The organism is Streptomyces sp. NPDC050416 (assembly GCF_044458845.1).
Taxonomy (GTDB): Bacteria; Actinomycetota; Actinomycetes; order Streptomycetales; family Streptomycetaceae; genus Streptomyces.
The window spans coordinates 417856-443890 of record NZ_JBITII010000007.1; the positions used below are offsets into that span (position 1 = coordinate 417856).

20 protein-coding genes and 1 pseudogene are annotated in these 26035 nt (G+C 72.3%); 6 read left to right on the forward strand and 15 right to left on the reverse strand.

Features of this window, described 5'->3' with window-relative positions:
* Nucleotides 1-8: 8 nt before the first annotated feature.
* The 3 genes and pseudogenes from ACIBL4_RS24025 to ACIBL4_RS24035 form a co-directional block, all read right to left on the reverse strand.
* A complete protein-coding gene (locus ACIBL4_RS24025; RefSeq protein WP_399413279.1) occupies nucleotides 9-407 on the reverse strand; it encodes a RidA family protein in 399 nt (132 codons plus the stop codon).
* Nucleotides 407-1588 (reverse strand): acyl-CoA dehydrogenase family protein, encoded by a 1182-nt coding sequence (locus tag ACIBL4_RS24030; RefSeq protein ID WP_399413515.1) that lies wholly within the window; start codon nucleotides 1586-1588, stop codon nucleotides 407-409. The genes ACIBL4_RS24025 and ACIBL4_RS24030 overlap by 1 nt, the downstream gene beginning before the upstream one ends.
* Before the next feature lie 180 nt (nucleotides 1589-1768).
* Nucleotides 1769-2035 (reverse strand): annotated as a pseudogene (locus ACIBL4_RS24035) (acyl-CoA dehydrogenase family protein); the annotation flags it as partial.
* Nucleotides 2036-2163: 128 nt separating this feature from the next.
* On the opposite strand from ACIBL4_RS24035, the gene ACIBL4_RS24040 reads away from it, so the two are divergent.
* Together ACIBL4_RS24040 and ACIBL4_RS24045 are read left to right on the forward strand one after the other, a co-directional pair.
* The gene (locus ACIBL4_RS24040) at nucleotides 2164-3789 is read left to right on the forward strand and encodes an AMP-binding protein (protein ID WP_399413281.1); all 1626 of its coding nucleotides are present in this window, start codon (nucleotides 2164-2166) and stop codon (nucleotides 3787-3789) included.
* 15 nt (nucleotides 3790-3804) lie between these two features.
* On the forward strand, nucleotides 3805-4632 hold the full coding sequence (locus ACIBL4_RS24045; RefSeq protein WP_399413283.1) for a PaaX family transcriptional regulator C-terminal domain-containing protein: 828 nt from the start codon (nucleotides 3805-3807) through the stop codon (nucleotides 4630-4632).
* On the opposite strand, the gene ACIBL4_RS24050 is transcribed toward ACIBL4_RS24045, so the two are convergent.
* Nucleotides 4616-7051, reverse strand: a complete 2436-nt coding sequence (locus tag ACIBL4_RS24050) for a bifunctional salicylyl-CoA 5-hydroxylase/oxidoreductase (protein WP_399413285.1) — start codon at nucleotides 7049-7051, stop codon at nucleotides 4616-4618. The genes ACIBL4_RS24045 and ACIBL4_RS24050 overlap by 17 nt on opposite strands.
* Complete coding sequence (locus tag ACIBL4_RS24055) at nucleotides 7036-7863, reverse strand: enoyl-CoA hydratase family protein (protein ID WP_399413287.1); 828 nt, start codon at nucleotides 7861-7863, stop codon at nucleotides 7036-7038. Before ACIBL4_RS24055 ends, ACIBL4_RS24050 begins: the two co-directional genes overlap by 16 nt.
* A gap of 308 nt (nucleotides 7864-8171) precedes the next feature.
* Between ACIBL4_RS24055 and ACIBL4_RS24060 the strand changes: the two genes are divergently transcribed.
* Nucleotides 8172-8639, forward strand: a complete 468-nt coding sequence (locus tag ACIBL4_RS24060; protein ID WP_399413289.1) for an ATP-binding protein — start codon at nucleotides 8172-8174, stop codon at nucleotides 8637-8639.
* Nucleotides 8640-8654: 15 nt separating this feature from the next.
* Here the strand turns inward: ACIBL4_RS24060 and argF are convergent, their stop codons facing one another.
* The 5 genes from argF to ACIBL4_RS24085 all read right to left on the reverse strand — a co-directional run bounded on the left by argF (nucleotide 8655) and on the right by ACIBL4_RS24085 (nucleotide 16000).
* Nucleotides 8655-9662, reverse strand: coding sequence for an ornithine carbamoyltransferase (argF, locus tag ACIBL4_RS24065; RefSeq protein WP_399413291.1), 1008 nt, complete (start codon nucleotides 9660-9662; stop codon nucleotides 8655-8657).
* Between the two features lie 118 nt (nucleotides 9663-9780).
* Nucleotides 9781-11004, reverse strand: a complete 1224-nt coding sequence (locus ACIBL4_RS24070; RefSeq protein WP_307178057.1) for an arginine deiminase — start codon at nucleotides 11002-11004, stop codon at nucleotides 9781-9783.
* A gap of 138 nt (nucleotides 11005-11142) precedes the next feature.
* On the reverse strand, nucleotides 11143-11436 hold the full coding sequence (locus ACIBL4_RS24075; RefSeq protein ID WP_399413293.1) for a hypothetical protein: 294 nt from the start codon (nucleotides 11434-11436) through the stop codon (nucleotides 11143-11145).
* A gap of 563 nt (nucleotides 11437-11999) precedes the next feature.
* Nucleotides 12000-14540: a polynucleotide kinase-phosphatase gene (locus tag ACIBL4_RS24080; RefSeq protein WP_399413295.1), complete on the reverse strand. Its 2541-nt coding sequence runs from the start codon at nucleotides 14538-14540 to the stop codon at nucleotides 12000-12002.
* A complete protein-coding gene (locus tag ACIBL4_RS24085) occupies nucleotides 14537-16000 on the reverse strand; it encodes a 3' terminal RNA ribose 2'-O-methyltransferase Hen1 (protein ID WP_399413297.1) in 1464 nt (487 codons plus the stop codon). Before ACIBL4_RS24085 ends, ACIBL4_RS24080 begins: the two co-directional genes overlap by 4 nt.
* Before the next feature lie 147 nt (nucleotides 16001-16147).
* Between ACIBL4_RS24085 and ACIBL4_RS24090 the strand changes: the two genes are divergently transcribed.
* Complete coding sequence (locus ACIBL4_RS24090) at nucleotides 16148-16975, forward strand: SAM-dependent methyltransferase (RefSeq protein WP_399413299.1); 828 nt, start codon at nucleotides 16148-16150, stop codon at nucleotides 16973-16975.
* Between the two features lie 64 nt (nucleotides 16976-17039).
* Here ACIBL4_RS24090 and ACIBL4_RS24095 read toward each other — a convergent pair whose 3' ends face one another.
* Complete coding sequence (locus ACIBL4_RS24095) at nucleotides 17040-17963, reverse strand: LLM class F420-dependent oxidoreductase (RefSeq protein ID WP_399413301.1); 924 nt, start codon at nucleotides 17961-17963, stop codon at nucleotides 17040-17042.
* 238 nt (nucleotides 17964-18201) lie between these two features.
* Here ACIBL4_RS24095 and ACIBL4_RS24100 point away from each other — a divergent pair, with 238 nt between their 5' ends.
* Nucleotides 18202-18588 (forward strand): hypothetical protein, encoded by a 387-nt coding sequence (locus tag ACIBL4_RS24100; RefSeq protein ID WP_399413524.1) that lies wholly within the window; start codon nucleotides 18202-18204, stop codon nucleotides 18586-18588.
* Nucleotides 18589-19029: 441 nt separating this feature from the next.
* Here the strand turns inward: ACIBL4_RS24100 and ACIBL4_RS24105 are convergent, their stop codons facing one another.
* From ACIBL4_RS24105 to ACIBL4_RS24120, 4 genes are all read right to left on the reverse strand, one after another.
* Nucleotides 19030-19500 carry a DUF6099 family protein gene (locus ACIBL4_RS24105; protein WP_399413304.1) on the reverse strand — a complete coding sequence of 157 codons (471 nt, stop codon included), beginning with the start codon at nucleotides 19498-19500 and terminating at the stop codon, nucleotides 19030-19032.
* 177 nt (nucleotides 19501-19677) lie between these two features.
* On the reverse strand, nucleotides 19678-20001 hold the full coding sequence (locus ACIBL4_RS24110) for a nucleotide pyrophosphohydrolase (RefSeq protein ID WP_399413306.1): 324 nt from the start codon (nucleotides 19999-20001) through the stop codon (nucleotides 19678-19680).
* Nucleotides 19998-21155, reverse strand: coding sequence for an AAA family ATPase (locus tag ACIBL4_RS24115; RefSeq protein WP_399413308.1), 1158 nt, complete (start codon nucleotides 21153-21155; stop codon nucleotides 19998-20000). Before ACIBL4_RS24115 ends, ACIBL4_RS24110 begins: the two co-directional genes overlap by 4 nt.
* A 155-nt stretch (nucleotides 21156-21310) precedes the next feature.
* Nucleotides 21311-21706 carry a cell division protein SepF gene (locus ACIBL4_RS24120; RefSeq protein ID WP_356923426.1) on the reverse strand — a complete coding sequence of 132 codons (396 nt, stop codon included), beginning with the start codon at nucleotides 21704-21706 and terminating at the stop codon, nucleotides 21311-21313.
* Between the two features lie 193 nt (nucleotides 21707-21899).
* On the opposite strand from ACIBL4_RS24120, the gene ACIBL4_RS24125 reads away from it, so the two are divergent.
* A complete protein-coding gene (locus tag ACIBL4_RS24125) occupies nucleotides 21900-26015 on the forward strand; it encodes a molybdopterin-dependent oxidoreductase (RefSeq protein ID WP_399413310.1) in 4116 nt (1371 codons plus the stop codon).
* Nucleotides 26016-26035 lie beyond the last annotated feature (20 nt).

Genomic DNA, 26035 nt, shown 5'->3' on the forward strand with positions numbered 1-26035 from the left:
CCGCGTCCTTACGGCAGCACCGCGAAGCCGTCCAGTTCCACCAACGCCTCCTCGTCCCACAACCGGACGACCTCGACGACCGCCATGGCCGGGTAGTCGCGGCCCGCCAGTTCCCGCCAGAGACGGCCCAGTTCGCGGGCGTGGAAGCGGTACGCGGCGACGTCCGTGGCGTAGACGGTGACGCGGGCCAGGTCGGAGGGCGTGCCGCCGGCCGCCGCGAGGGCGGTCAGCAGGTTGGTGAGGGCCTTCTCGAACTGTTCCGGCAGGGTCGCGCCGGTCACCTTGCCGTCGCCGTCGAGAGCGGTCTGACCCGCCAGGAACACCACCCGGGCCCCGGAGGCCACGACGGCGTGCGAGAAGCCCGCCGGCGGGGCGAGGCCGGGCGGGTTGACGCGTTCGGCGGTCACTATGCCTCCTGGTGGGCCGCGTACAGCTCCTTGGCGATGATGCCGCGCTGGACCTCGCTGGCCCCCTCGTAGATGCGGGGGGCGCGCACCTCCCGGTAGAGGTGTTCGAGGAGGTGACCGCGTTGCAGCGCGCGGGCGCCGTGCAGCTGGACGGCCGTGTCGACGACGTACTGCGCGGTCTCGGTGGCGAGCAGTTTCGCCATGGCGGCCAGCCGGGGCACGTCCGGGGCGCCCTCGTCGTACGCCGTCGCCGCCGCGTAGACCATCAGCCGGGCCGCCTCCGTGCGCAGGGCCATCTCGGCGACCTGGTGGGAGACGGCCTGCAGGTCCCGCAGCTTGCCGCCGAAGGCGTCCCGCCCGGCGGTGTGTGCGACGGTCGCGTCGAGCGCCGCGCGGGCCATGCCGACCGCGAAGGCGCCGACGCTGGGGCGGAACAGGTTGAGCGTCCCCATGGCGACCCGGAACCCCCGGTCGACCTCACCGAGCACGTCGTCGGCCGTCACCGGCACGGCGTCGAAGTCGAGCGCGCCGATGGGATGCGGGGAGAGCATGTCGAGCCCCGCCCCGGTCAGCCCCGGCCGGTCGGCCGGCACGAGAAACGCCGTGACGCCCCGCGCCCCCGCCCCCGGGGTGGTCCGTGCGAAGACGGTGTAGAAGTCGGCCTCGGGCGCGTTGGAGATCCAGCACTTCGCACCCGTGAGACGCCAGCGGGCGGAGCCGTCGGCGTCGGCGGCGAGTTCGGCCGGAGCCGGTGCGTCGTGGACCGAGCGCCCGGGTCCCGGAGAGCCACCGGCAGCGGCCCGAGCCCCCCGGGCACTGCCGTCGGGCGCCGCCGGGCCCGGTGAGCCACCGCCAACGGTCCGGGAGTCTTGAGCGCCACCGGACCCGGCTTGCCCCCGACCGCTGTCGGACCCCGCCCGCAGTCGCTCACCGTCGGACCCGGCCCGACCCCGCGAACCACCGTCGGCCGCCGCATCAGCGTCCCCGGCAGGAGCCGCCCCGCCCATGAAACCGCCGTCGGCGACTGCCCCGACACCGCCGCCGGATGCCACCGCAGCTCCGGATGCCGCCCCGCCCGCGAAACCACCGTCGGCCACCGCGCCGGCGCCACCGTCGTCGGCCAGAGGACCCAGTGAGCCGACACCGGCCGCCGCTCCCGGTGAGCCACCGCCGGATGCCACCCCCGACGAACCACCGCCGGATGGCACCCCCGGTGAGCCGTCCCGCTCCGCGCGCAAGTCCAGCGCCGCCGCGTCCGACCCCGCCCCCGGCTCGCTCAGCGCGAACGCCGCCACCGCGCTGCCGTCGGCCACGCGAGGGAGCCAGCGGGCGCGTTGGGCCTGCGTGCCGTGGGCGTGGACCGGGTGGGCGCCCAGGCCCTGGAGGGCCAGGGCCGTTTCGGCTTCCGTGCAGGTGTAGGCGAGGGACTCGCGCATCAGGCACAGGTCGAGCGCGCCGGAGGTGAAGAGGCGGCCGAGCAGTCCGAGGCCGCCGAGCTCGGCGAGCAGGGCCCGGTTCACCCGGCCCGGTTCGCCTTTCTCGGCCAGCGGGCGCAGCCGCTCCGCGGCGAGGGCGCGCAGCTCGGCGCACCAGGCGCGTTGTGCCGGTTCGAGCGAGAATGCGGTCATCGCCGGTCCCTTCTCCGCCACCCCTGCCTCCCGGCCGGGCCACTCCGAGGCTATCGCGGACCGTTGACTGTCGTCACCAACACGATACGCTCCTGGAGCGAGCCCACCACGCCAAGGGGGCGAATCGTATGAATCCACGGGGTACGGCCCACGTCGACACCTTCGCCCGTGACCATCTGCCACCCCCGGACCAATGGCCCGAGCTCCGCTTCGACCTGCCGGAGCTGCGCTACCCCGAACGGCTCAACTGCGCCGCCGAACTGCTCAGCGGCCCGCCCGGCGACCGCCCGGCGTTCCTCACCCCGGCCGCAGAGGCGTGGACGTACGCCGATCTGCGCGCCCGCGTCGACCGCATCGCCCACCTGCTCACCGGCGAACTCGGCGTCGTCCCCGGCAACCGCGTCCTGCTGCGCGGCCCCACCACACCGTGGCTCGCGGCCTGCTGGCTGGCCGTGCTGAAGGCGGGGGCCGTCGCGGTCACCGTGCTCGCCCAGCAGCGCCCGCACGAGCTGAGCACGATGTGCGAGATCGCCCGGGTCCGGCACGCGCTGTGCGACATCCGGGCCGTCGACGACCTCGCCAAGGCCGAGATCCCGGACCTGCGGATCACGGTCTACGGCGGTGACGCCCCGGACGACCTCCTCAACCGCCCGGCGCCCGGCACACCGTACGAGGCCGTCGACACGGCGGCCGACGACATCGCGCTGATCGCCTTCACCTCCGGCACCACCGGCCGCCCCAAGGGCTGCATGCACCTCCACCGGGACGTCCTGGCCATCGCCGACACCTTCTCCCGGCACGTGCTGCGGCCGCGCGCCGACGACGTGTTCACGGGCAGCCCCCCGCTCGGCTTCACCTTCGGCCTCGGCGGGCTGGTGGTCTTCCCGCTGCGGGCCGGGGCGAGTGCCCTGCTGCTCGAACAGGCCGGTCCGAAGCAGTTACTGCCGGCGATCGCCCGGCACCGGGTGTCCGTGCTGTTCACGGCCCCCACGGCGTACCGCGCGATGCTCGACGAGCTCGACGGACACGACGTCTCGTCCCTGCGCCGCTGCGTCTCGGCGGGCGAGAACCTGCCGACGGCCACCTGGGAGGCCTGGCACGAGCGCACCGGCCTGCGTCTGATCAACGGCATCGGCGCCACCGAACTGCTGCACATCTTCATCTCCGCCGCCGACGAACGGATCCGGCCCGGCACGACGGGCGTGCCCGTGCCGGGCTGGCAGGCGCGCGTGCAGGACGAGCACGGCGAGCCGGTGCCCGACGGGGAGCCGGGGCTGCTCGCGGTGCGCGGACCGGTCGGCTGCCGCTACCTCGCCGACGCGCGGCAGCGGGAGTACGTACGCGGCGGCTGGAACGTCACCGGCGACACCTACGTCCGCGAACCCGACGGCTACTTCCGGTATGTCGCCCGCGCCGACGACATGATCATCTCGGCCGGGTACAACATCGCCGGGCCGGAGGTCGAGGAGGCGCTGCTGCGGCACCCGGACGTGGTGGAGGCGGCGGTCGTGGGACGGCCCGACGAGGCCCGCGGGCAGGTCGTGGTGGCCTTCGCCGTCCTCAAGGAGGGCGCGGAACGGGACGCCGGGGCGCTGCGCGCCTTCGTGAGGAGCGAGCTGGCGCCGTACAAGTGCCCGCGCGAGATCGTCTTCCTGGACGCGCTGCCGCGCACGGCCACCGGCAAGCTGCAGCGGTTCAGGCTGCGCACGGGAGAGCTCCTCCCGGACGGCGGCACCGAAGACGACCGGGAGTGACCCGTACGACCTAAGATGATCAACGTGTCCGACCAGCATGCACCACGGTCTCTCATCGTCACGCTCTACGGCGCGTACGGCCGCTTCGCGACGGGTCCCGTGCCCGTCGCCGAACTGATCCGGCTGCTCGCCGCGGTCGGGGTCGACGCCCCGTCCGTACGCTCCTCGGTGTCGCGGCTGAAGAGACGCGGACTGCTCGTGCCCGCCCGCACCGCCCAGGGCGCGGCCGGGTACGAACTGTCTCCGGACGCCAGGCAGTTGCTCGACGACGGCGACCGGCGCATCTACGCCACGGCGCCGCCCGAGGACGAGGGCTGGGTGCTCGCCGTGTTCTCCGTGCCGGAGTCGGAGCGGCAGAAGCGGCACGTGCTGCGCTCCCGGCTGGCCGGCCTCGGTTTCGGCACGGCCGCGCCGGGCGTGTGGATCGCGCCCGCGCGGCTGTACGAGGAGACCCGGCACACGCTCCAGCGGCTGCGGCTGGACGCGTACGTCGACTTCTTCCGCGGTGACCACCTCGGCTTCGCCCCGACCGCTCAGGCCGTCGCCCGCTGGTGGGACCTGGCCGCCATCGCCAAGGAGCACGAGGCGTTCCTCGACCGCCACGCGCGCGTGCTGCACGACTGGGAGAAGCGCGAGGACACCCCGCCGGAGGCGGCCTACCGCGACTACCTCCTCGCCCTGGACTCCTGGCGCCACCTGCCCTACACCGACCCCGGCCTGCCGTCCGAACTGCTCCCGGAGGACTGGCCGGGCACCCGCTCGGCGGCGGTGTTCCAGGGCCTGCACGAGCGGCTGCGGGACGCGGGCGCCGAGTTCGTGGGGCTGCTCAGCGCCCCAGAGTGAGGCGCGGCTTGGGCGCGTCCGTGCGGCCCGTCTGAGGGCGGCGGCTGCCCGCGCGGTACGGGGCCGGCCAGTCGGCGCCGGAGCCCGTGTAGCCCTGTTCGGCCGCCGCGTGCAGCGTCCAGTGCGGGTCGTAGAGGTGCGGGCGGGCCAGGGCGCACAGGTCCGTACGGCCCGCCAGGATCAGGGAGTTGACGTCGTCCCAGGAGGAGATCGCACCGACCGCGATCACCGGGATGCCGGTGGCGTTGCGGATCCGGTCCGCGAACGGCGCCTGGTACGACCGCCCGAACTCGGGCCGCTCGTCCGCCACGACCTGCCCGGTCGACACGTCGATCCCGTCGGCGCCGTGCGCGGCGAAGGCCCGGGCGATCTCGACTGCGTCCTCGGCCGTGATCCCGCCCTCGGCCCAGTCGGTGGCCGAGATCCGGACGGTCATGGGCCGCTCCCCCGGCCAGACGTTCCGTACGGCGTCGAACACCTCCAGCGGGAAGCGGAGCCGCTTGTCCAGCGAGCCGCCGTAGGCGTCGGTACGGCGGTTGGTCAGCGGGGAGAGGAAGCCCGAGAGCAGATAACCGTGGGCGCAGTGCAGTTCGAGCAGGTCGAATCCGGCCCGGGCGGCGCGGCAGGCGGCGGCCGCGAACTGCTCGCGGATGTCGGTGAGCTGGGCGCGGGACAGCTCCCGCGGAGTCTGGCTGAACGGCTTGTACGGGAGCGCGGACGCGGCCACGAGCGGCCAGTTGCCCTCTTCCAGTGGCTCGTCCATGCCCTCCCACATCACCTTCGTGGAGCCCTTGCGGCCGCTGTGGCCGAGCTGCACGCCGATCGCCGTGCCGGGCGCCCGCTCGTGCACGAAGTTCGTGATCCGCTTCCAGGCCTCGGCCTGCCGGCCGGTGTAGAGGCCGGCGCAGCCGGGCGTGATCCTGCCCTCCTCGCTGACGCACACCATCTCGGTCATCACCAGCCCGGCTCCGCCCATCGCCCGCGCGCCCAGATGGACGAGGTGGAAGTCGCCGGGGACGCCGTCGGTGGCCGAGTACATGTCCATGGGCGAGACGACGACCCGGTTGCGCAGGGTCAGGCCGCGCAGCCGGAACGGCGTGAACATCGGGGGCGTGCCGGGCGGGCAGCCGAACTCCCGCTCCACCGATTCCGTGAAGCGGGCGTCGCGCAGCCGCAGGTTGTCATGGGTGACGCGGCGGCTGCGGGTGAGCAGGTTGAAGGCGAACTGGCGGGGCGGCTGGTCCAGGTACAGGGCGAGGTTCTCGAACCACTCCAGGCTGGCCCGGGCCGCGCGCTGCGTGGAGGCGACGACGGGCCGCCGCTCCGCCTCGTACGCGCTCAGGGCCTCGTCCAGGGTGTCCTGTTCCTCCAGGCAGGCGGCGAGGGCCAGGGCGTCCTCGACGGCGAGCTTGGTGCCGGAGCCGATGGAGAAGTGGGCGGTGTGGGCGGCGTCGCCGAGGAGGACGACGTTGCCGTGCGACCAGCGGTCGTTGACGACCGTGCGGAAGGTCGTCCAGGTGGAGTTGTTCGACGTCAGGGGACGGCCGCGGAGTGCTTCCGCGAAGATCTTGGCGCAGCGTTCGATCGACTCCGCTTCGCCGAGCTCGTCGAAGCCGGCCGCGTGCCAGACCTCTTCGCGCATCTCGATGATCACGGTGGAGGCGCCGAATTGATTCTGTGGCCCGGAGGGCCTCGTTGAGGGGTGGTGGTCGGGTGACGGGCGGGCGTAGGGGTAGCCGTGGAGCTGCATCACGCCGTGTTCGGTCTCGGCGATCTCGAAGCGGAAGGAGTCGAAGGGGAAGTCGGCGGCGAGCCAGATGTAGCGGCAGCGGTGGGTGGTGACGTGGGGGCGGAAGACGTCCGCGTGGGCCTCGCGGGTGGCGCTGTGGATGCCGTCCGCGGCGATCACCAGGTCGTGGGTCCGCGGGAGGTCGTGCGGGGCCTCGGTGTGGAAGCGGAGGTCGACGCCGAGGTCGCGGCAGCGGGTGTGGAGGATGTCGAGGAGGCGTTTTCTGCCGAGTGCGGCGAATCCGTGGCCGCCCGAGGTGTGCCGTACCCCTCGGTGGACGATGTCGATGTCGTCCCAGCGGACGAAGTGTCTCTGGAGGGCCTCGTAGACGTGGGGGTCCGCGTGTTCTATGCCGCCGAGGGTTTCGTCGGAGAGGACGACTCCGAAGCCGAAGGTGTCGTCGGGGGCGTTGCGTTCCCAGACGGTGATGTCGCGGGTGGGGTCGAGGCGTTTGAGGAGGGCGGCGGCATAGAGGCCGCCCGGGCCTCCGCCGATGATCGCCACGCGTAGGGGGTGATCGGGCTTGGCCTTGGGGTGCGGGTCGTTCGTGGCTGGTCGCGCCCCGCGGCGGAGCCGCATATCGACACAGCCCCGCGCCCCTGAAGGCGACTCGCTCACCGTCCGCTCCATTTCGGGGGGCGCTTTTCTGTGAACGCCGCATGGAACTCTGCGTAGTCCTCTCCTGTCATCAGGAGGGCCTGAGTGGAGGCGTCGAGTTCCACTGATGCCGCCAGGGGCATGTCCAGTTCTGACGTGAGGAGCGCCTTCGTCTGGGCGTACGCCAGGGCCGGGCCCTGTGCCAGGCGGTGGGCCAGTTGGTGTGCTGCCTCGTCGGTCTGGCCCTCCTCCGTCAGTTCGCTGATCAGGCCGATGCGCTCGGCCTCGGGGGCGCGGACCGGGTCGCCCAGCATCAGGAGGCGGGTGGCGTGGCCGAGGCCCACGACCCTGGGCAGGAGGTAGGCCGCGCCCATGTCGCCGCCGGAGAGGCCGACGCGGGTGAAGAGGAAGGCGAAGCGGGCCGTGGGGTCGGCCACGCGGAAGTCCGCGGCCAGGGCGAGGACCGCTCCGGCGCCGGCCGCCACGCCCTGGACCGCCGCGATCACGGGGAAGGGGCACTCCCGGAGGGCGCGGACCACGTGGCCGGTCATCCGGTTGAAGTCGAGGAGCTGGGCGGTGTCCATGGACAGCGTGGCGCCGATGATCTCGTCGACGTCGCCGCCGGAGCAGAAGCCGCGGCCCTCGCCGGCCAGCACCAGGGCCCGTACGGACCGCTCCCGGGACAGCTCCGCGAGCAGGTCGCGCAGATCGGCGTAGGCGCCGAAGGTGAGCGCGTTGAGCTTCTCGGGGCGGGCCAGGGTGACGGTGGCGACACCGTCGGTGAGGTCGACGCGCAGGTGCTCCCAGCTCGGGGTGCGGGCGGCGGAGCCGGTGAAGGGACTCATGACGTGCGGCCTCCTCGGGCGGGCACTGCCTCACTGAGCTCTACCCCATGAAGTTATCACTCATCCGTGACTGTCGTCATGAGTGCGCGATAGGCCGTCCGGGTAGGACTTCCCGGGGAGCCGGGTGTGAACCAGGCCGGTCACATCCGTCACAGATCGTCCACACCGGCGTAACGGCGGGAGGAGCTGTGCGCGGCACCCCGTTCACCTGGGTAAGCCGTGCGGCAAGGGGGCCGCGGGGTCCCCGGCAGTGCCCCTCGGACGCCACGGAAGAGTGGCCCCGTACGATTCATAAGGTTGAAAGCAGGATGTCCTGCTCCATGAACGGACCCGCCTTGTACGAACTCCCCTCAGCCCCCGCCTCCTGGCGCGTCGCGCTGCCGCACACCGCAGCGGCGGTGCCCGTGGCCCGTGCCCTGGTCCGTACGGCGCTGGCCGAGCTGGAGCACGCGGCCGACTGCGACACCGCGGAGTTGCTCACGGCGGAGCTGGTGGCGAACGCCGTGGAGCACACCTCCGGCGAGACGCCGATAGAGCTGGTGGTGGAGCTGATGCCGTCGGGCTGCCAGGTGGAGGTGCACGACACCGACCCGAAGCCGCCCGGCGATCTGACGTGCCCGTCCGGCGGGATGCCCGATCCCTGGCAGGAGCACGGGCGCGGCCTGCTGCTGATCCGCGCCCTGAGTTCGTCGTGCGGGCACCGGCCGACCGAGTCCGGCAAGGCGGTGTGGTTCAGGCTGCCGGTGATACCGGCGCAGCGGCGCCCGTCGGCGTGACGAGCGAGGCGCGCCTCAGCCGAGAGTCGCGACCAGCACGGCCTTGATGGTGTGCAGCCGGTTCTCCGCCTCGTCGAAGACCACGGAGTGCGCCGACTCGAAGACCTCGTCCGACACCTCCAGGTACTCCAGGCCGTGGGCCGCGTGGACCTCCTGGCCGACCTTGGTGCCGAGGTCGTGGAAGGCGGGCAGGCAGTGCAGGAACTTCACGTCCGGGTTGCCGGTGGCGCGCAGGACGTCCATGGTCACGGCGTACGGGGCGAGGGCGGTGATGCGCTCGGCCCAGACCTCCTTCGGCTCGCCCATGGAGACCCAGACGTCGGTGGCGACGAAGTCGGCGCCCCGGACGCCCTCGTCCACGGTCTCGGTGAGGGCGATGCGGGCGCCGCTGGTCTCGGCGAGCGTCCGGGCCCGGTCGACGACCTCCTCGGCCGGCCAGTACTCCTTCGGGGCGACGAGACGCACGTCCATGCCGAGCAGGGCGCCGGTGACCAGGTAGGAGTTGCCCATGTTGAAGCGGGCGTCGCCCAGGTAGGCGAAAGTGATCCCGGTCAGCGGCTTGGCGCAGTGCTCGGTCATGGTGAGCACGTCGGCGAGCATCTGGGTGGGGTGCCAGTCGTCGGTGAGCCCGTTGTAGACCGGCACACCGGCGTGCGCCGCCAGCTCCTCCACCTTCTGCTGGCTGTCGCCCCGGTACTCGATCCCGTCGTACATCCGGCCCAGCACCCGCGCGGTGTCCCGCACCGACTCCTTGTGACCGATCTGCGAGCCGGACGGGTCGAGGTACGTCGTCGAGGCACCCTGGTCGGCGGCCGCCACCTCGAAGGCGCAGCGGGTGCGGGTGGAGGTCTTCTCGAAGATCAGCGCGATGTTCCGGCCCCGCAGGTACTGCGTCTCGGTCCCGGCCTTCTTGGCGGCCTTCAGCTCGGCGGCCAGCTCGACCAGAGAGCGGAACTCCTCCTCGGTGAAGTCCAGCTCCTTGAGGAAGTGACGGCCGGCGAAGGCGGTCGGGACTGTCGCCATGGGGAGCTCCAGGGATACGGCGGGGCGGGGACGGGCAGGACTACTGGAATACTATACGGGACTCAGCATGTCTATACGGCAGGATGGTGCCAGACGGGTGCCTGCACGGCAGTGGGCGCTATACGGCCTCCCGTTCGACCGGGCAGCTCATGCACCGCGGCCCGCCCCTGCCCCGCCCCAGCTCGCTGCCCGGGATCTCTATCACTTCGATGCCCTGTTTGCGCAGGTGGGTGTTGGTGGTGGCGTTCCGCTCGTAGGCGACCACGACGCCGGGTTCAACGGCCAGGACGTTGCAGCCGTCGTCCCACTGCTCGCGTTCGGCCGCGTGCACGTCCTGGGTGGCGGTCAGCACCCGGATCTCGTTCAGGCCGAGCGCGGCGGCGATCGCGCGGTGCATGTGCTCCGGCGGATGGTCGGTGACCTTGAGTTCCTTCTCGCCGACGCCCGGTTCGATGGTGTACGAGCGGAGCATGCCGAGCCCCGCGTACTGGGTGAAGGTGTCGCCGTCGACCATCGTCATCACGGTGTCGAGGTGCATGAAGGCACGCCGCTTGGGCATGTCGAGGGCCACGATCGTCTCGGCGGAACCGGCGGCGAACAGCTTGTGCGCGAGCATCTCGACGGCCTGGGGCGTGGTGCGCTCGCTCATGCCGATGAGCACCGCCCCGTTGCCGATGACGAGGACGTCCCCGCCCTCGATGGTGGACGGGTAGTCGGCCTGTCCCTCGGACCAGAGGTGGAAGGTCTCGTCGCGGAACAGCGGGTGGTGCCGGTAGATCGCCTCGAAGTGCACGGTCTCGCGCTGCCGGGCGGGCCAGCGCATCGCGTTGATGGAGACGCCGTCGTAGATCCACGCGGAGGTGTCGCGGGTGAAGAGGTGATTGGGCAGGGGGTCCAGCAGGAAGTCGTCCAGTTCCATGACGTGGAAGCGCACGGAGGTCGGCTCCGGGTGCACATCGAGGAACTCGCGCTTGGTCATGCCGCCGACCAGGAGCTCGGCCAGCTCCGCCCCGGGCAGATTCTCGAAGGCGGCTCTGAGGTGGTCGGTGGCCAGCGGGCCGTACTCCTTCTCGTCGAAGACCCGGTCCAGGACGAGGGCCCTGGCCGCCGGGACCTGCAGGGCCTCGGCCAGCAGGTCACCGAAGAGGTGGACGGTGACGCCCCGGTCGCGCAGCACGTCGGCGAACCCGTCGTGCTCGGCGCGGGCCCTGCGCACCCACAGCACGTCGTCGAAGAGCAGCGAGGTCTTGTTGCTGGGGGTGAGCCTTTTGAGCTCGAGATCGGGCCGGTGCAGGATGACGCGGCGCAGCCGCCCGGCCTCGGAGTGGACGTGGTAAGCCATGCCTCCATCCTGACCATCACAGCGCCTGTTGACGCGCTGCTCGCGCGTTTCGGCGAACTCTTGTTTGCGTCTGCCTGACGACAATCGTCTGTCTGACGACAATCAGCCCGGGCCGGGACGCCCCCGCTCGTCCCCCGGTCAGCCGCTGGGCAGCGGCTGGAGCAGCTCCGGCCGGGCCGGCATGCGCCGCGTCTCCCGGCCGGGGTCGAGCGCGGCCCGGGCGACGATCCAGCCGGCCAGGGCGTGCGGCTCGCCGGGGTCGGCGGCGAGCTGCCCGGCGTACCGGGCGAGCGCGGCGGTCGCGTCCCCGGCGGCGAGGCGCTCGTCGGGGGTGTGCGGGGCGCCGGGGCGGGTGGCGAAGGCGTGGGTGCGGACGTCGGGCCAGGAGGTGCGGTCGGGGCGGAAGCGGGGGCCGTCCGACGGTATCTGCATCGCCGTGAGAGGGCGCGGCGCGGTGTACGGACCGGCTGGGGACAGGGTCTCGGTGCGGTCGGGGCCTGGAGCCGGATCTCGGGGTGCTGCAGAGTACGGCCCTCTTCTCTGAGGGCCGCGATGCGCGCTCGAACGGCCGAAACAGTTCCTCCGGATCGGGCGGTGCGGGCAGAACGGCCGCGCGGTCGGCCAGCAGACCCAGCAGGACGTCGGAGAACAGGCCGGTGGCAGGGACCGGGTCGTTGGCCGCCGCCCTGCCCCGGCCGGCGGCGCGCAGCACAGGTTCAACTGCTCGGAGAGGATCCCGGCGAAGAACACCCGCCCGGGCTGATCCTCCACACAGCTCAGTTCGCACAGCGCCTCTGTCAGGCGGAGCAACAGAGAGCCTCTCGGCGTGCGTCCGAACCCGCCTAAATCCGCCGCTGTCTCCACCGGCCTTCCCCCACGAGCCGGTACACCTGGCTGGCCAGCGAACGTAGACGTCAGTTCCTGACTAACCAGGTTGCTTGGCGTCGGGAGTCGCAAAGCGCAGGTGGGCGACGGCGGAACCGTCGCCCACTCGTTCACAGCCTCGGATCCACCGGCTCCGACTCCAGTGCCAGCACCCCGAACACCGCCTCGTGCACCCGCCACAGCGGCTCGCCCTCGGCCAGCCGGTCCAGGGCCTCCAGGCCGAGCGCGTACTCGCGGATCGCCAGGGACCGCTTGTGGTTGAGGAAACGGGAGCGCAGGCGGGCCAGGTTCTCCGGGCGCGTGTACTCCGGGCCGTAGATGATCCGCAGGTACTCGCGGCCGCGGCACTTGATGCCGGGCTGCACCAGGCGGCCCTGGCCGTCGCGGACCAGTGCGCCGACCGGCTTTACGACCATGCCCTCGCCGCCGCGGCCGGTCATCTCCAGCCACCAGTCGACACCGGCCCGGACGGACTCCGGGTCGCCCGTGTCGACGTAGAGCCGCCGGGTGGTCTGGAGCAGGCCGCTGCCGTCGTGCTCGACGAGGCGGTCGAGCAGGGCGAGCTGCTCGTCGTGCGGCAGTCCGGCGAGGCTGCGGCCCTGGACCGCGAGGATCTGGAACGGTGCCAGGCGGACGCCGTCGAGGCCGTCCGTGGTCCAGCAGTAGCGGCGGTACGCCTCGGTGAACGCGGCGGCGTCGGCGGACCGTTCGCGGGTGCGGGACAGCAGTCCGGTCACGTCGACGCCCCGTGCCGCCGCGCCCTCCAGCGCGGCCAGCGCGCCCGGGAGCACCGCGCCGGACGCGGCACCCACGGCGGCGTACTGCGACCGCAGCAGACCCGACGCCTTCAGCGACCAGGGCATCAGCTCGGCGTCCAGCAGCAGCCAGTCCGTCTCCAGGTGATCCCAGAGGCCGGCCTCGCCGATCGTCGTGCGCAGTCGGTCGAGGATCTCCTCCGTGAGAGTGTCGTCGTCGAGGAACGGGCGGCCGGTGCGGGTGTAGAGGGAACCCGTGGGGCCGTCCACGCCGAAGCGCTTGCGGGCCGTCTCCGCGTCCCGGCACACCAGGGCCACCGCACGCGAGCCCATGTGCTTCTCCTCGCACACGACCCGGGCGACACCGTCCTGCGCGTACTGCGCGAAGGCCTCGGCCGGGTGCTCCAGGTAGCCGTCGAGGTGCGAAGTCGCCGTCGGGGCCATCGTCGGCGGCAGGTACGGCAGCAGCCGCGGGTCCACCGCGAAGCGGCTCATGACCTCCAGGGCCGCCGCCGCGTTCTCCTCGCGGATCGAGATCCGGCCCTGGTGCCGGGTCTCCACGACCCGGCGGCCCCGCACATCCGCCAGGTCCAGCGGGCGGCCGTCCTGCCCGCCGGGGGCCTCGGTGCGCAGCGGCCTGGCCGGCTCGTACCAGACCCGCTCGGCGGGGACGTCGACGAGCTCGCGCTCCGGCCAGCGCAGCGCGGTGAGCTTGCCGCCGAAGACGGCGCCGGTGTCCAGGCAGATGGTGTTGTTGAGCCAGGTGGCCTCCGGGACCGGGGTGTGGCCGTAGACGACGGCCGCCCGGCCGCGGTACTCCTCCGCCCACGGGTAGCGCACCGGCAGGCCGAACTCGTCGGTCTCCCCGGTCGTGTCGCCGTAGAGGGCGTGGCTGCGGACCCGGCCGGAGGTGCGGCCGTGGTACCTCTCGGGCAGCCCGGCGTGGCAGACGACCAGCCGGCCGCCGTCGAGGACGTAGTGGCTGACGAGGCCGTCGATGAACTGCCGTACCTCGGCGGCGAACTCCTCGCTCTCGCCCGCCATCTGCTCGATGGTCTCGGCGAGGCCGTGGGTGTGCTGGACCTTGCGGCCGCGCAGGTACCGGCCGTACTTGTTCTCGTGGTTGCCGGGCACGCACAGGGCGTTGCCCGACTTCACCATCGTCATCACGCGGCGCAGCACGCCCGGGCTGTCGGGGCCGCGGTCGACCAGGTCGCCGACGAAGACGGCGGTCCGGCCCTCGGGGTGGACGCCGTCCGTGTAGCCCAGCTTGGCGAGCAGGGACTCCAGTTCGGCGGAGCAGCCGTGGATGTCGCCGATGATGTCGAAGGGGCCGGTGAGGTGGGTCAGGTCGTTGAAGCGCTTCTCGGTGACGACGGTGGCCTGCTCGACGTCCTCCACGCCCCGCAGGACGTGCACCTTGCGGAATCCCTCGCGCTCCAGGTGCCTGAGGGAGCGGCGGAGTTCGCGGATGTGGCGCTGGATGACCCGGCGGGGCATGTCCGCGCGGTCGGTGCGGGCCGCGTTGCGCTCGGCGCACACGTTCTCGGGCACGTCGAGCACGATGGCTATCGGCAGGACGTCGTACTGCCGGGCCAGGTCGATCAGCTGGCGGCGGGCGTCGGGCTGCACGCTGGTGGCGTCCACGACCGTGCGGCGGCCTGCCGCGAGGCGCTTGCCCGCGATGTAGTGCAGGACGTCGAAGGCGTCCTTGGTGGCGCTCTGGTCGTTCTCGTCGTCCGAGACGAGACCGCGGCAGAAGTCGGACGAGATGATCTCGGTCGGCTTGAAGTGCCTGCGGGCGAACGTGGACTTGCCGGACCCGGAGGCGCCGACGAGGACCACCAGGGAGAGGTCGGTGACGGGCAGGACGCGCCCCTCGCGTGCGTCGGTCATGCCGCCTTCGCCTCCTTCGGGGTGGTCAGTGTGAACACGGCCATCTGGGTGGGCGGTCCCACCTCCGGGTCGTCCGGGCCGACGGGTATGAACTCGGCCGCGTAGCCGTGCCGTTCGGCCACCGCCTCCGCCCACGCCCGGAACTCCGCGCGGGTCCACTCGAAGCGGTGGTCGCCGTGCCGGACGTGGCCGGCCGGGAGGCTCTCCCAGCGCACGTTGTACTCGACGTTCGGGGTCGTCACGACGACCTTCCTGGGCCGTGCGGCGCCGAACACGGCGTACTCCAGGGCGGGCAGCCGGGGCAGGTCGAGGTGCTCGATCACCTCGCTGAGCACGGCGGCGTCGTACCCCTTGAGCCGCCGGTCGGTGTAGGCGAGCGAGCCCTGGAGGAGCTTGACGCGCGCGGCCTGCCGCTCCCCCATGCGGTCCAGCTTCAGCCTGCGGGAGGCGATGGTGAGCGCGCGCATCGACACGTCCAGGCCCACGATCTCCGTGAACGCCGGGTCCTTGAGCAGTGCCTGCACCAACTGGCCCTGGCCGCAGCCCAGATCGAGCACCCGGGCGGCCCCAGACGCTTTGAGGGCGGCGGTGATCGCCTCCCGGCGCTGCACGGCCAGCGGGGTCGGCCGCTCCTCGGTCTCGGTCTCCGCCCCGACCGCGTTGTCGATCTCCTCGACCTCGCTGTCGTCGGCCTCGGCCAGCCGCACCAGCTCCAGCCGCTCCGTCGCCTGCCGGGTCAGCGACCAGCGGCGCGACAGGTAGCGGCTGGTGATCAGCTTCTGCTCCGGGTGGCCGGGCAGCCAGCCCTCACCGGCGCGCAGCAGCTTGTCGACCTCGTCGGGGGCGACCCAGTAGTGCTTGGCGTCGTCCAGGACAGGGAGCAGGACGTAGAGGTGGCGCAGGGCCTCGGCGAGGGTGCGGTCCGCGGACTCCAGTTCGAGCCGGACGTAGCGCGAGTCGCCCCACTGCGGGAACTCGGTGTCCAGCGGCACGGGCTCCGCCGTGACCGTCCAGCCCAGCGGCTCGAAGAGCCGCCGTACGAGGGCAGGGCCGCCGCGGGCGGGCAGCGCCGGCACCTCGATGCGCAACGGCCGTGGTAGACCTGGCAGTTCGGGCCTCGCGTTGCAGACGCCCTTCATCGCGCTGGAGAACACGCCGCTCAGCGCCACGGCGAGGAGGGAGGAGGCGGCGTACGGGCGGTCGTTGACGTACTGCGCGAGTGCCGCGTCCGGGGCGCCGCCGCGGCCCTTGCCCTTGCCGCGCCGGACCAGGGCCACCGCGTCGACCTCCAGCAGCAGCGCCGCCGTGCAGCGCTGGTCGTCCGCCTCGGGGTAGAGGACGTGGGCCGTGCCGTAGGACGTGGAGAACGCCTGCGCCTTCTCGGGATGCTTGTGCAGCAGGAAGCCGAGATCGGTGGCGGGACGCTCCGGAGTGCCGGTGGTCGTGATGGTCAGGAACACGGTGGGTCGACCTTTGATCAGTGGTCTGAACTGCGGATACGCCCCACCGTACAGAGCCGGCACCGGCGGCACCCGGGAATTTTCGCTAGCCTCGCGATCGACCGGGCGTTCGAGGGGGATTCGGGAAGAGCGCCCACGCACGCGGAGATGCGGAGGCCTCACGTGACAGACGCCGGGACCGGCGGGGGACAGATCGACACCGGCAAGCCCCACTCGGCACGCATGTACGACTACTACCTCGGCGGGAAGGACAACTACCCGGTCGACGCGGAAGCCGCCGAGCAGGTGATCTCCCTCTTCCCCGCCACCAGGGAAATGGCGCGGACCAACCGCCTGTTCATGCACCGGGCCTCCCGGCTGCTGGCCGGGCGAGGCGTCCGGCAGTTCCTCGACATCGGCACCGGCATTCCGACCGAGCCGAACCTCCACCAGATCGTCCAGGCGGTCGTTCCGCAGGCCCATGTGGTGTACGCGGACAACGATCCGATCGTCCTCCGGCACGCCCAGGCCCTGCTGCACAGCACGCCGGAGGGAAAGACCGCCTACGTCCACGGCGACGTACGGGAACCGGGAAAGATCATCGCGGCGGCGCGGGAGACCCTGGACTTCACCCAGCCGATCGCGCTGTCCCTCGTGGCCCTGCTGCATCTGGTGGGGGACGAGGACGAGCCCGGCCGGATCGTCCGCGAGCTGCTCGAACCCCTGCCGTCCGGAAGCTGCTTGACGCTCTCGCACGCCACGGGCGACTTCGACCCGGAGACCTGGGAGCGCGTCGTCGAGGTGTACCGCAAGGGCGGGACGACGGCGCAGGTGCGTTCGCACGCCGAGTTCTCGGCGTTCTTCACGGGCCTTGAGCTGGTGGAGCCCGGGGTGGTGCCGGCTGCTCGGTGGCATCCCGAGCTCGGCGAATCGCGCGGGGGCGGCGACGGGGGCGACGAGATCCCCCTCTATGTGGGGGTGGGCCGCAAGCCGTGACGGACGGCTGTCCGGCGGATCGCGCTCCGCGTCGATCCGCCGGACGCTCATCCTGCGTACGGTTCTACGACAGCTGGGACTGCACCTGCGACGAGATCAGCTCCAGGTGGTCGAGGTCGTCCAGGTCGAGGACCTGGAGGTAGATGCGGCTCGCGCCGACCTCGGCGTAGCGGCCGATCTTGTCGACGACCTCGGCCGGGGAGCCGGCCAGGCCGTTGAGCTTCAGCTCGTCGACCTCGCGGCCGATCGCGGCAGCCCGGCGGGCGACCTCCTGGTCGTCCCGGCCGACGCACACGACGAGGGCGTTGGAGTAGGTCAGGTCGTCGCCCTTGCGGCCGGCCTCCTCGGCGGCGGCGCGCACCCGGCCGAACTGGCGCTCGCTGTCCTCGACGGAGGCGAACGGCATGTTGAACTCGTCGGCGTACTTGGCGGCCAGCCGCGGGGTGCGGGTCGGGCCGTGGCCGCCGACGAGCACGGGGATCTTCTCCTGCGCGGGCTTGGGCAGTGCGGGAGAGTCCGTGAGGTCGTAGTAGGTGCCGTGGAAGTCGTAGGTCTTGCCGAGCTCCGTCGACCACAGGCCCGTGACGATCTCCAGCTGTTCCTCGAGGCGGGCGAACTTCTCCTTGGGGAACGGAATGCCGTAGGCCATGTGCTCTTCCTCGAACCAGCCCGTGCCGAGGCCGAGTTCGATCCGGCCGCCGGACATCTGGTCGACCTGCGCGACCTGGATGGCGAGCACGCCGGGGAGGCGGAACGTGCCGGCGGTCATCAGGGTGCCGAGCCGGATGCGCTTGGTCTCGCGGGCGAGTCCGGCCAGCGTGATCCAGGCGTCGGTGGGACCGGGCAGGCCGTCCACGGAGCCCATGCGGAGGTAGTGGTCGGAACGGAAAAATGCGTCGAAGCCGAGCTCTTCCGTGGCCTTGGCCACGGTGAGCAAAGTGTCGTAGGTGGCCCCCTGCTGGGGCTCGGTGAAGATGCGAAGGTCCATGCTTCCCATCCTGCACGCCGGGTCGTGTGACGACGCGATCGGACCCCCGTGCCGACCGGTCCCCGGTCGGGTGAAATTACGTCAATACCGCTGGTCCCCGCGTGACCGGGCCAGTGACCGGCCCGTTGGTGATCGTTGGCTCGGGCGGAGCCGGAGCCCCCGGCTTCCGCACCGGCCGTGAGCGCCGGGGCGTCACCCGCGTCGGCCTCCCCGGGGGCCAGGGGCCGAGGAGGCCGTCATGTCCGAAGAGACCGTGCCGCAGCAGGGCGGGACCGGGCAGCCGAAAGGGCTGTTGCAGCAGATGGAGGAGCTGATGGCGGCGTTGAACGCGGACCTGTCGGCGCTGGACGCGGACCTGTCGGCGGCGGGTGACGCCGACCGGAGGCCGAGCGAGGAGGAGCAGGTCGGCCGAGATCCGCTCCCCGGGAGGCGGCCGTGGGCCGGTCTGCGGCGACCGAAGCCGGTCTCTGGCAGCCGAGGTCGTCTACGGCGGCCGGGGCCGGCAGGAGGTGGCCGACTGGTCTACGGCGGCCGGGGCCGGCAGGAGGTGGCCGGAGCCGGTCGGGGTGGCCGGAGCCGGTCGGGGTGGCCAGAGCCGGTCGGGGTGGCCAGAGCCGGATTCTGATAGCCGAGGCCGGTCCGTGGCGGCCAGAGCCGGCCTCTGGTAACCAGAGGCGGATCCCGGTGGCCGAAGCCGGTCCAACGTAGCCGAAGCCGATCCGTGACGGCCGAAGCCGGCCTTTGTGGGCCGGCCGGCGCGGGCAAGGCCCTCCTGGTCGCCGACTGGGCCGCCTGCCTGCGCGCCAGAACCGGTTCGCAGTGGCCGAAGCGGGTCCGCCATAGCCGAAGTCGGTCCGTGTCGGCCGAATCTGGCCTCTGGTAGCCAAAGACGGAACCCGGCGGCCGAAGCCGGTCCGTCATAGCCCAAGCCGGTCCGCCGCAGACGGAGCCGGTCCTTGGCGGCCCAAGCCCGCCCCTGGTGGCCGGAGGCGGTTCGCAGTGGCCGAAGCCGGCCTGTGGTAGCCGGACGCAGTCTCCGGCAGCCGGAGGCGTTTCGCGCTGGCCGCTACCCCGCCTCCCGCTCCGGTAACGCCTGTTCCCGGTCCGCGAGTCTGCGGAGCATTTCCAGGACGCGGTCCCGGGACTCGTCCGCCGCGTCGATGGCCTCCATGCACTGCCAGTACGTGCCCTCGTCGTCCGCGGCGCAGGCGAGGCCCACGAGGGCGATGCCGACCTCGCCGAGGAGGCCGCCGAGGTACATCAGGGTGTGGCGGGCGTCGCCCAGCTCGGTGAGCTGGCCCGCCCGCAGCTCACCGGGGGCCAGTTCGGGCGCGTCGAGGACACCGCAGCCGCGGCCCGCCAGCTCCGTCAATCCCAGCGCCTCGCCGCGCAGTTCGGGCGGGCCGGCGACTGCGAGGCGGCTTCCTATCGCCTGCGCGAGGGCCTGTGCCTGCCACACCTCGGCCAGGATCCCCGGCACGTCGCCGCCCGCGGCCAGGGACCGCCTGCTCGTCACGATGAGCCGCACCGCGTCCATGCGCTGCCCCCGTCCTGTCCGACGCGCTCCGCGCGTCCGTCCGCCCGACTCCCTTGTTCACTACCCAGAGTGAAGGGGTGTGAGACGAAAAGCCAGAGGAAGACGGAAATCTGCGGACAACAATTCGGATTCGGGCCACACTTTGGTTACGCAGCGTACAAGTGGACTGTGGGGCTCCTAGATCGGGAACCTCCGTTCGTTCCGGTCGATCTTCGCGTCCAGCGCGGCCAGCGGGTCGATGCCGAGCACCTCGCACAGCTGGAGCAGATACGCGAGCACGTCGGCGACCTCGTCCGTGACCCGGTCCGCGGTGTCCGGATCGGTCATGACACGGGCGGACTCCTCGGGCGTCAGCCACTGGAAGATCTCGACCAGTTCGGACGCCTCCACGCTCAGCGCGGCGACCAGGTTCTTGGGGGTGTGGTACGGCTGCCAGTTCCGCGCGGCCGCGAACTCGGCCAGCCGGCGTTGCAGTTTCGCCACGTCGAGAGGTTCTGTCACGGCTCCAGGTGTACCACCGTGACCCCGTCGGTCCCGGCGGCCCACGAGACGTCGCTCACCGCGCCGACCAGCCGGATGTGACCGCGCTCGCACATCCGGACCGCGAGCCGCAGCAGTTCCGGCCGCTGCCGTACGTCCAGGTTCCGGTCGAAGCCGTCGGCGAGGACGGTGAGCGTCTGGAGCGCGGCGGGCACCTCGCTGGCGGTGTCGACCTCCAGCACGCCGGGGCCGGTGAGCAGCACCAACGCCAAGGCGATGTACCGCAGTTCGCCGTCGCCGAGGCGCCGCAGCCCGGTCCGGACGCCGTCGCCCCGGTCGAGCACCGCCCGGACCGTCCCGTCGGCCGGCACCTCGGCGAGCACGTCCGCCACCGGCCCCGCGCAGCCGGCCCGTACCGCGGCGACGAACTGCGCGTGCCGGTGGCCGCACTCGGCGCGGGTGCGCAGCAGCACGTCGGCGAGGTTCCCGCAGTCGCTCAGGAGCCGCCCGGAGCCGGCCGGTACGAGGCCGCGCATCCGGCCGGGCTCGGGATCGCAGGCGAAGGCGGAGCGCAGGGCGACGACCATCTGCTCGGCGGCGGCCAGCACCCTGCGCTGCCCGGGTGTCCGGCCGGCCACGCGCAGCGGCAGCAGGGCGGTGCCGAGCCGGTCGTCCGGCAACGGGCCACGGGTCACCGGCGTCGGCCCGGCCGTGTGCCAGGCGGCCTGCACGGCCCGCTTCCCGGGGTCGCGCAAAGCGGTCTCCAGCAGCACCAGTCCGCCGGCCGTCAACCGCTCGCCCACGACCCGCAGTTGAGGCTCGGCCTGCACGGCGATATCGAGCCGGACCGGGCCGGCGGGCCCGTCGGCCGTGCAGCCGAAGCGGAAGCCGCGGCGGTGCTGTGCGTCGGGCCGGGCCCGCTCCGGGACACAGGCGGCGGGGTCCGGGAACGTCTCGCCGAGCGTGGCCCCTCCTCCGAGCCGGGCGAGCGCCTCGTACGCCCGCAGCGCGCTGGACTTGCCGCAGCCGCTGGGACCGGCGAGGAGGGTGAGCGGCCCGAGCGGGAGTGCGGCGCGACGGTGGCCGGCGAAGGCGGTGAGTCGCAACTCGGTGATGTGTGGCCGCACGAGGGAGGTGAGAGGAGCGGGGGGTGTGGGAGCGGGGGGCTGGGTCATGTCCGGACCGTAGGACTCCGCTCACGGGACGAACCGTTTCGTCTCCCAGGACTTCCTACGATCGGGCGACCCGGCCCTCAGGGGACATCACACCCCCGGCGACTCCACACCCCCGGCGACTCCACACCCCCGGCGACGTCACACCGAAGGCGGCATCACACCCCGGGAACCCCGATCCCCTCCATCAGCCCCGTCACCTCGGTCCCCGCGGGCGTCAGCAGGAACACGTTGCGGTCCACCCGGTGCATTCCGCTCGCCAGGCCGAAGACGACACCGGTGCTGAAGTCGAGGACGCGTTTGGCGACGTCCGTCTCCGCGCCGGTCAGGTCGAGCAGCACCGGCACACCGGCCATCAGGGTTTCGGCGACGTCACGGGCGTCGGCGAAGACGTTCACCCGCAGGACGACGAAGCGGCGTCGCGCCTCCGTCTCGGCCTCGGGTATGGAGCGGTGGCCGACGGACGACGGCCAGGCGTCCCGGCCCCGCAGCGGCACGACCTGGGCGAGCCCCTCCCACTGTTCGTCGGTGACATCGTGGCTGTTCACCGGCATGCTCCGTCCTGGCTCGCGCTGGCTGTCTCCATCGGCCAATTCTTGCGCACGGTCACCCGTTCGGCCCAACTGCGACACGCTCCGCCACCTGGATGCACCTCACAACGGCCGGAATGCGGCTGTGTGACGGGCGTAACTCCTCGTGATCAAGCAATGTGACACCTGCGTAACGGGACATTCGTACCGTCGGGGCATGACCACGACGCCACGGCCGCAGCAGGAGACGGATCAGGTGCGCACCGTCTGCTCGTACTGCGGAGTGGGCTGCGGTCTCGTGCTCGACGTCGGCATGGGGCCGGACGGGCGGCGCACGGTCCTGAAGGCGTCCGGCGACAAGGCGCACCCGGCGAACGCGGGCCGGCTGTGCACCAAGGGCGCGACCACCGCCGACATGCTCGCCGCGCCCGGGCGGCTGACCACCGCGCTGGTGCGGGACGACCGGGGCGAGGAGCCGGTGCCCTCGCCCGTCGCGGACGCGATCGCCGAGACCGCCGCGCGGCTGCGGGCGATCGTCGACGCGCACGGGCCGGATTCGGTCGCCTTCTACGTGTCCGGGCAGATGAGCCTGGAGGCGCAGTACCTGGCGAACAAGCTGGCCAAGGGGTTCGTGCGGACGAACGCGATCGAGTCGAACTCGCGGCTGTGCATGGCGAGCGCGGGCACCGGCTACAAGCTGTCGCTGGGCGCGGACGGGCCGCCCGGCTCGTACGAGGACTTCGATCAGGCGGACGTCTTCCTCGTCATCGGCTCGAACATGGCCGACTGCCATCCGATCCTCTTCCTGCGGATGATGGAGCGGGTCAAGGCCGGCGCCAGGCTGATCGTCGTCGATCCGCGGCGGACCGCGACCGCCGCCAAGGCCGATCTCTTCCTCCAGGTCCGGCCGGGCACCGACCTCGCGCTGCTGAACGGCCTGCTGCACCTGCTGCACGAGGAGGGGCACACCGACCCGGAGTTCGTCGCGGCCCACACCGAGGGCTGGGAGGACCTGCCCGCCTTCCTCGCCGACTACACCCCGACCGCGGTCGCGGAGATCACCGGGCTCGCCGAGGACGACATCCGCCGGGCCGCCCGGCTGATCGGCGAGGCCGGCCGGCAGTGGATGAGCTGCTGGACCATGGGTCTCAACCAGTCCACGCACGGCACCTGGAACACCAACGCCCTGGTCAACCTGCATCTGGCGACGGGTGCGATCTGCCGCCCGGGCGCCGGGCCGTTCTCGCTCACCGGGCAGCCCAACGCCATGGGCGGGCGCGAGATGGGCTACATGGGCCCGGGGCTGCCCGGGCAGCGGTCGGTGCTCGTGGACGAGGAGCGGGCGTTCGTCGAGGACGTGTGGGAGCTGCCGCCGGGGACGCTGCGGGCCGACGGGGTCGGGCAGGGCACCGTCGAGATGTTCCGGAAGATGGCCGACGGGGAGATCAAGGCCTGCTGGATCATCTGCACCAACCCCGTCGCCTCGGTCGCCAACCGCCGGACGGTCATCGAGGGCCTGGAGGCCGCCGAGTTCGTCGTCACGCAGGACGTGTTCGCGGACACCGAGACGAACGCGTACGCCGATGTCGTCCTGCCGGGCGCGATGTGGACCGAGGCGGAGGGCGTCTTCGTCAACAGCGAGCGCAACCTCACCCTGACCCGGGCCGCCGCGGACCCGCCCGGCGAGGCGATGGCCGACTGGCGGATCATCGCGGAGGTCGCGTGCGCGATGGGGTACGAGAAGGGGTTCTCGTACGACAGCGCCGAGCAGGTCTTCGAGGAGATCCGGCGGTTCCACAACCCGAAGACGCAGTGGGATCTGCGCGGCGTCTCCTACGAGCGGCTGCGGCGGACACCCGTGCAGTGGCCGGCGGCCCGGGAGGACGGTCCGGAGCGCAATCCCGTCCGGTACGTGGGTGACGACGGGCTGCGGTTCCCGACGGCGAGCGGTCGTGCCGTCTTCTTCGCCCGGCCCCATCTGCCCGCCGCCGAGATGCCCGACGACGACTATCCCTTCGTCCTCAACACCGGGCGGGTGCAGCACCAGTGGCACACGCTCACCAAGACCGGGAAGGTCGCCAAGCTCAACAAGCTGAACCCCGGGCCCTTCGTGGAGCTCCATCCGCGGGACGCCGACGCGCTCGGGGTCGCGCAGGGCGATCTGGTCGAGGTCGCCTCGCGGCGTGGGCGGGCCGTGCTGCCGGCGGTGGTGACGGACCGGGTGCGGCCCGGCTGCTGTTTCGCGCCGTTCCACTGGAACGACCTGTTCGGCGAGTACCTGAGCATCAACGCGGTGACGAGCGACGCGGTGGATCCGCTGTCGTTCCAGCCCGAGTTCAAGGTGTGCGCGGTGTCGCTGGCGAAGGTGGCGACGCCCGTGCGCGAGGCATCCGTGCGAGAGGCTTCCGTGCGAGAGGCGGCGAGCGCCGTACGCGAGGGACCGGCCGGGGCGCTGACGCCGACGGCCGTCACCCCCGCCGGGACCGACCCCTTCGGCCTCCAGCCCTCCCCTCCCCCGGTCCTGTCCGCCCAGGAACGCCAGTACCTCACCGGCTTCCTCGCCGGGCTGGGTTCGGGCGCCCCGGGCGTCCCGGTACTTCCGCCCGACGCGCCCTTCACCCCCGAGCACGCCCTGTGGGTCAACGGGGTCCTCGCCGGCATGTACTCCCGCTCGGCGTCACCGGCCGCCCCCGCGAGGGAGCCGGCCGGCCGTGAGGTCGTGGTGCTGTGGGCCTCGCAGACGGGGAACGCCGAGGAGTTCGCCGCCGCCACCGCCGAGCGGCTGACCGCGACCGGGCACCGTACGACCCTCGTCGGCATGGACGAGGCGGACGTCACCGCACTCGCCCGCACGGCGGACCTGCTCTTCATCACCAGCACCTTCGGGGACGGCGACGCGCCCGACAACGGCACCGGCCTGTGGGACGCGCTCTCCGGCGAAGGGGCCCCGCGGCTGGAGGGGGTGCGGTACGCCGTGCTCGCCTTCGGCGACTCCTCCTACGACGACTTCTGCGGGCACGGGCGCCGGCTGGACGCGCGGCTCGGCGAGCTGGGCGGGGTGCGGCTGGCCCCGCGCACGGACTGCGAGCCGGACTACGGGGACTCCGCGGGGGCCTGGCTCGACCACGTGCTCTCGGCGCTGGGCGGTCCGGCCACCGCCCCGGCCGACTCCCCGGCCTCGCGCCCTGACCCGGCACCGAGGCCGAACCCGAAGCCGAAGCCCGCCGCCACGATCGCCCGGCTCGTCGGCAACCGGCTGCTCAGCGGGCCGGGCGCGGTCAAGGAGGTCCGGCGGTTCACCTTCGACACCAGCGGGACGGACCTGGCGTACGAGGCCGGGGACGCGCTCGGCGTGCGGCCGGTCAACGCGCCGGACCTCGTGACGGAGTGGCTGGCGGTGACCGGGCTGGACGGCGGGACGGCCGTCGAGGTGGCCGGTGCCGGCCGGGTGCCGTTCGCCGAGGCGCTCGGCCGGCACCTCGACATCACGAGGATCACCCCGGACCTGCTGCGGTTCGTCGCCGAACGCGCCCGGGACAAGCACGAGTTGCGCAGGCTGCTGCGGCCCGACAACAAGGACGGGCTGGCGCAGTGGTGCTGGGGGCGGCAGGCCGTGGACGTGATCGCCGAGTTCGCGGTCCGGGCGAGCGCAGAGGAGTGGGCCGGGGTGCTGCGCAAGCTCCAGCCTCGGCTGTACTCCATATCGTCCAGCCCGCTGGTCGACCCGCATCAGGTGTCGCTGACGGTGTCCGTGGTGCGGTACGAGAACCTGCGGGGGCGTCAGCGCGGCGGGGTGTGCTCGCCGTTCCTCGCTGACGCCGGGGCGGACACCGAGGTGCCGGTGTTCGTGCAGCGTTCGCCGCACTTCCGGCCCCCGGCCGACGCGTCGACACCGATGATCATGGTCGGCCCGGGCACCGGCGTCGCGCCGTTCATCGGTTTCCTCCAGGAGCGGCGTGCTCTCGGGCACCGGGCGCCCAACTGGCTGTTCTTCGGTGAGCAGCACCGCGCGACGGACTTCTACTACGAGGACGAGCTGACGGCTCTGCTCGACGAGGGCACCCTCACCCGTCTGGACACCGCCTTCTCCCGCGACCAGCGCAACAAGGTGTACGTGCAGGACCGGATGCGCGAGCACGGGCCGGAGCTGTGGCACTGGCTGCGCGACGGCGCCCGCTTCTACGTCTGCGGCGACGCCTCCCGCATGGCCAAGGACGTGGACCGGGCCCTGCGGGACATCGCGGTGGCACACGGCGGGCTGAGCGAGGGGGAGGCCGCCGCGTACGTGAAACAACTGGCGGCGGACAAGCGGTACGCACGGGACGTGTACTGAGCGGGCGGCGGGTCCTCGAC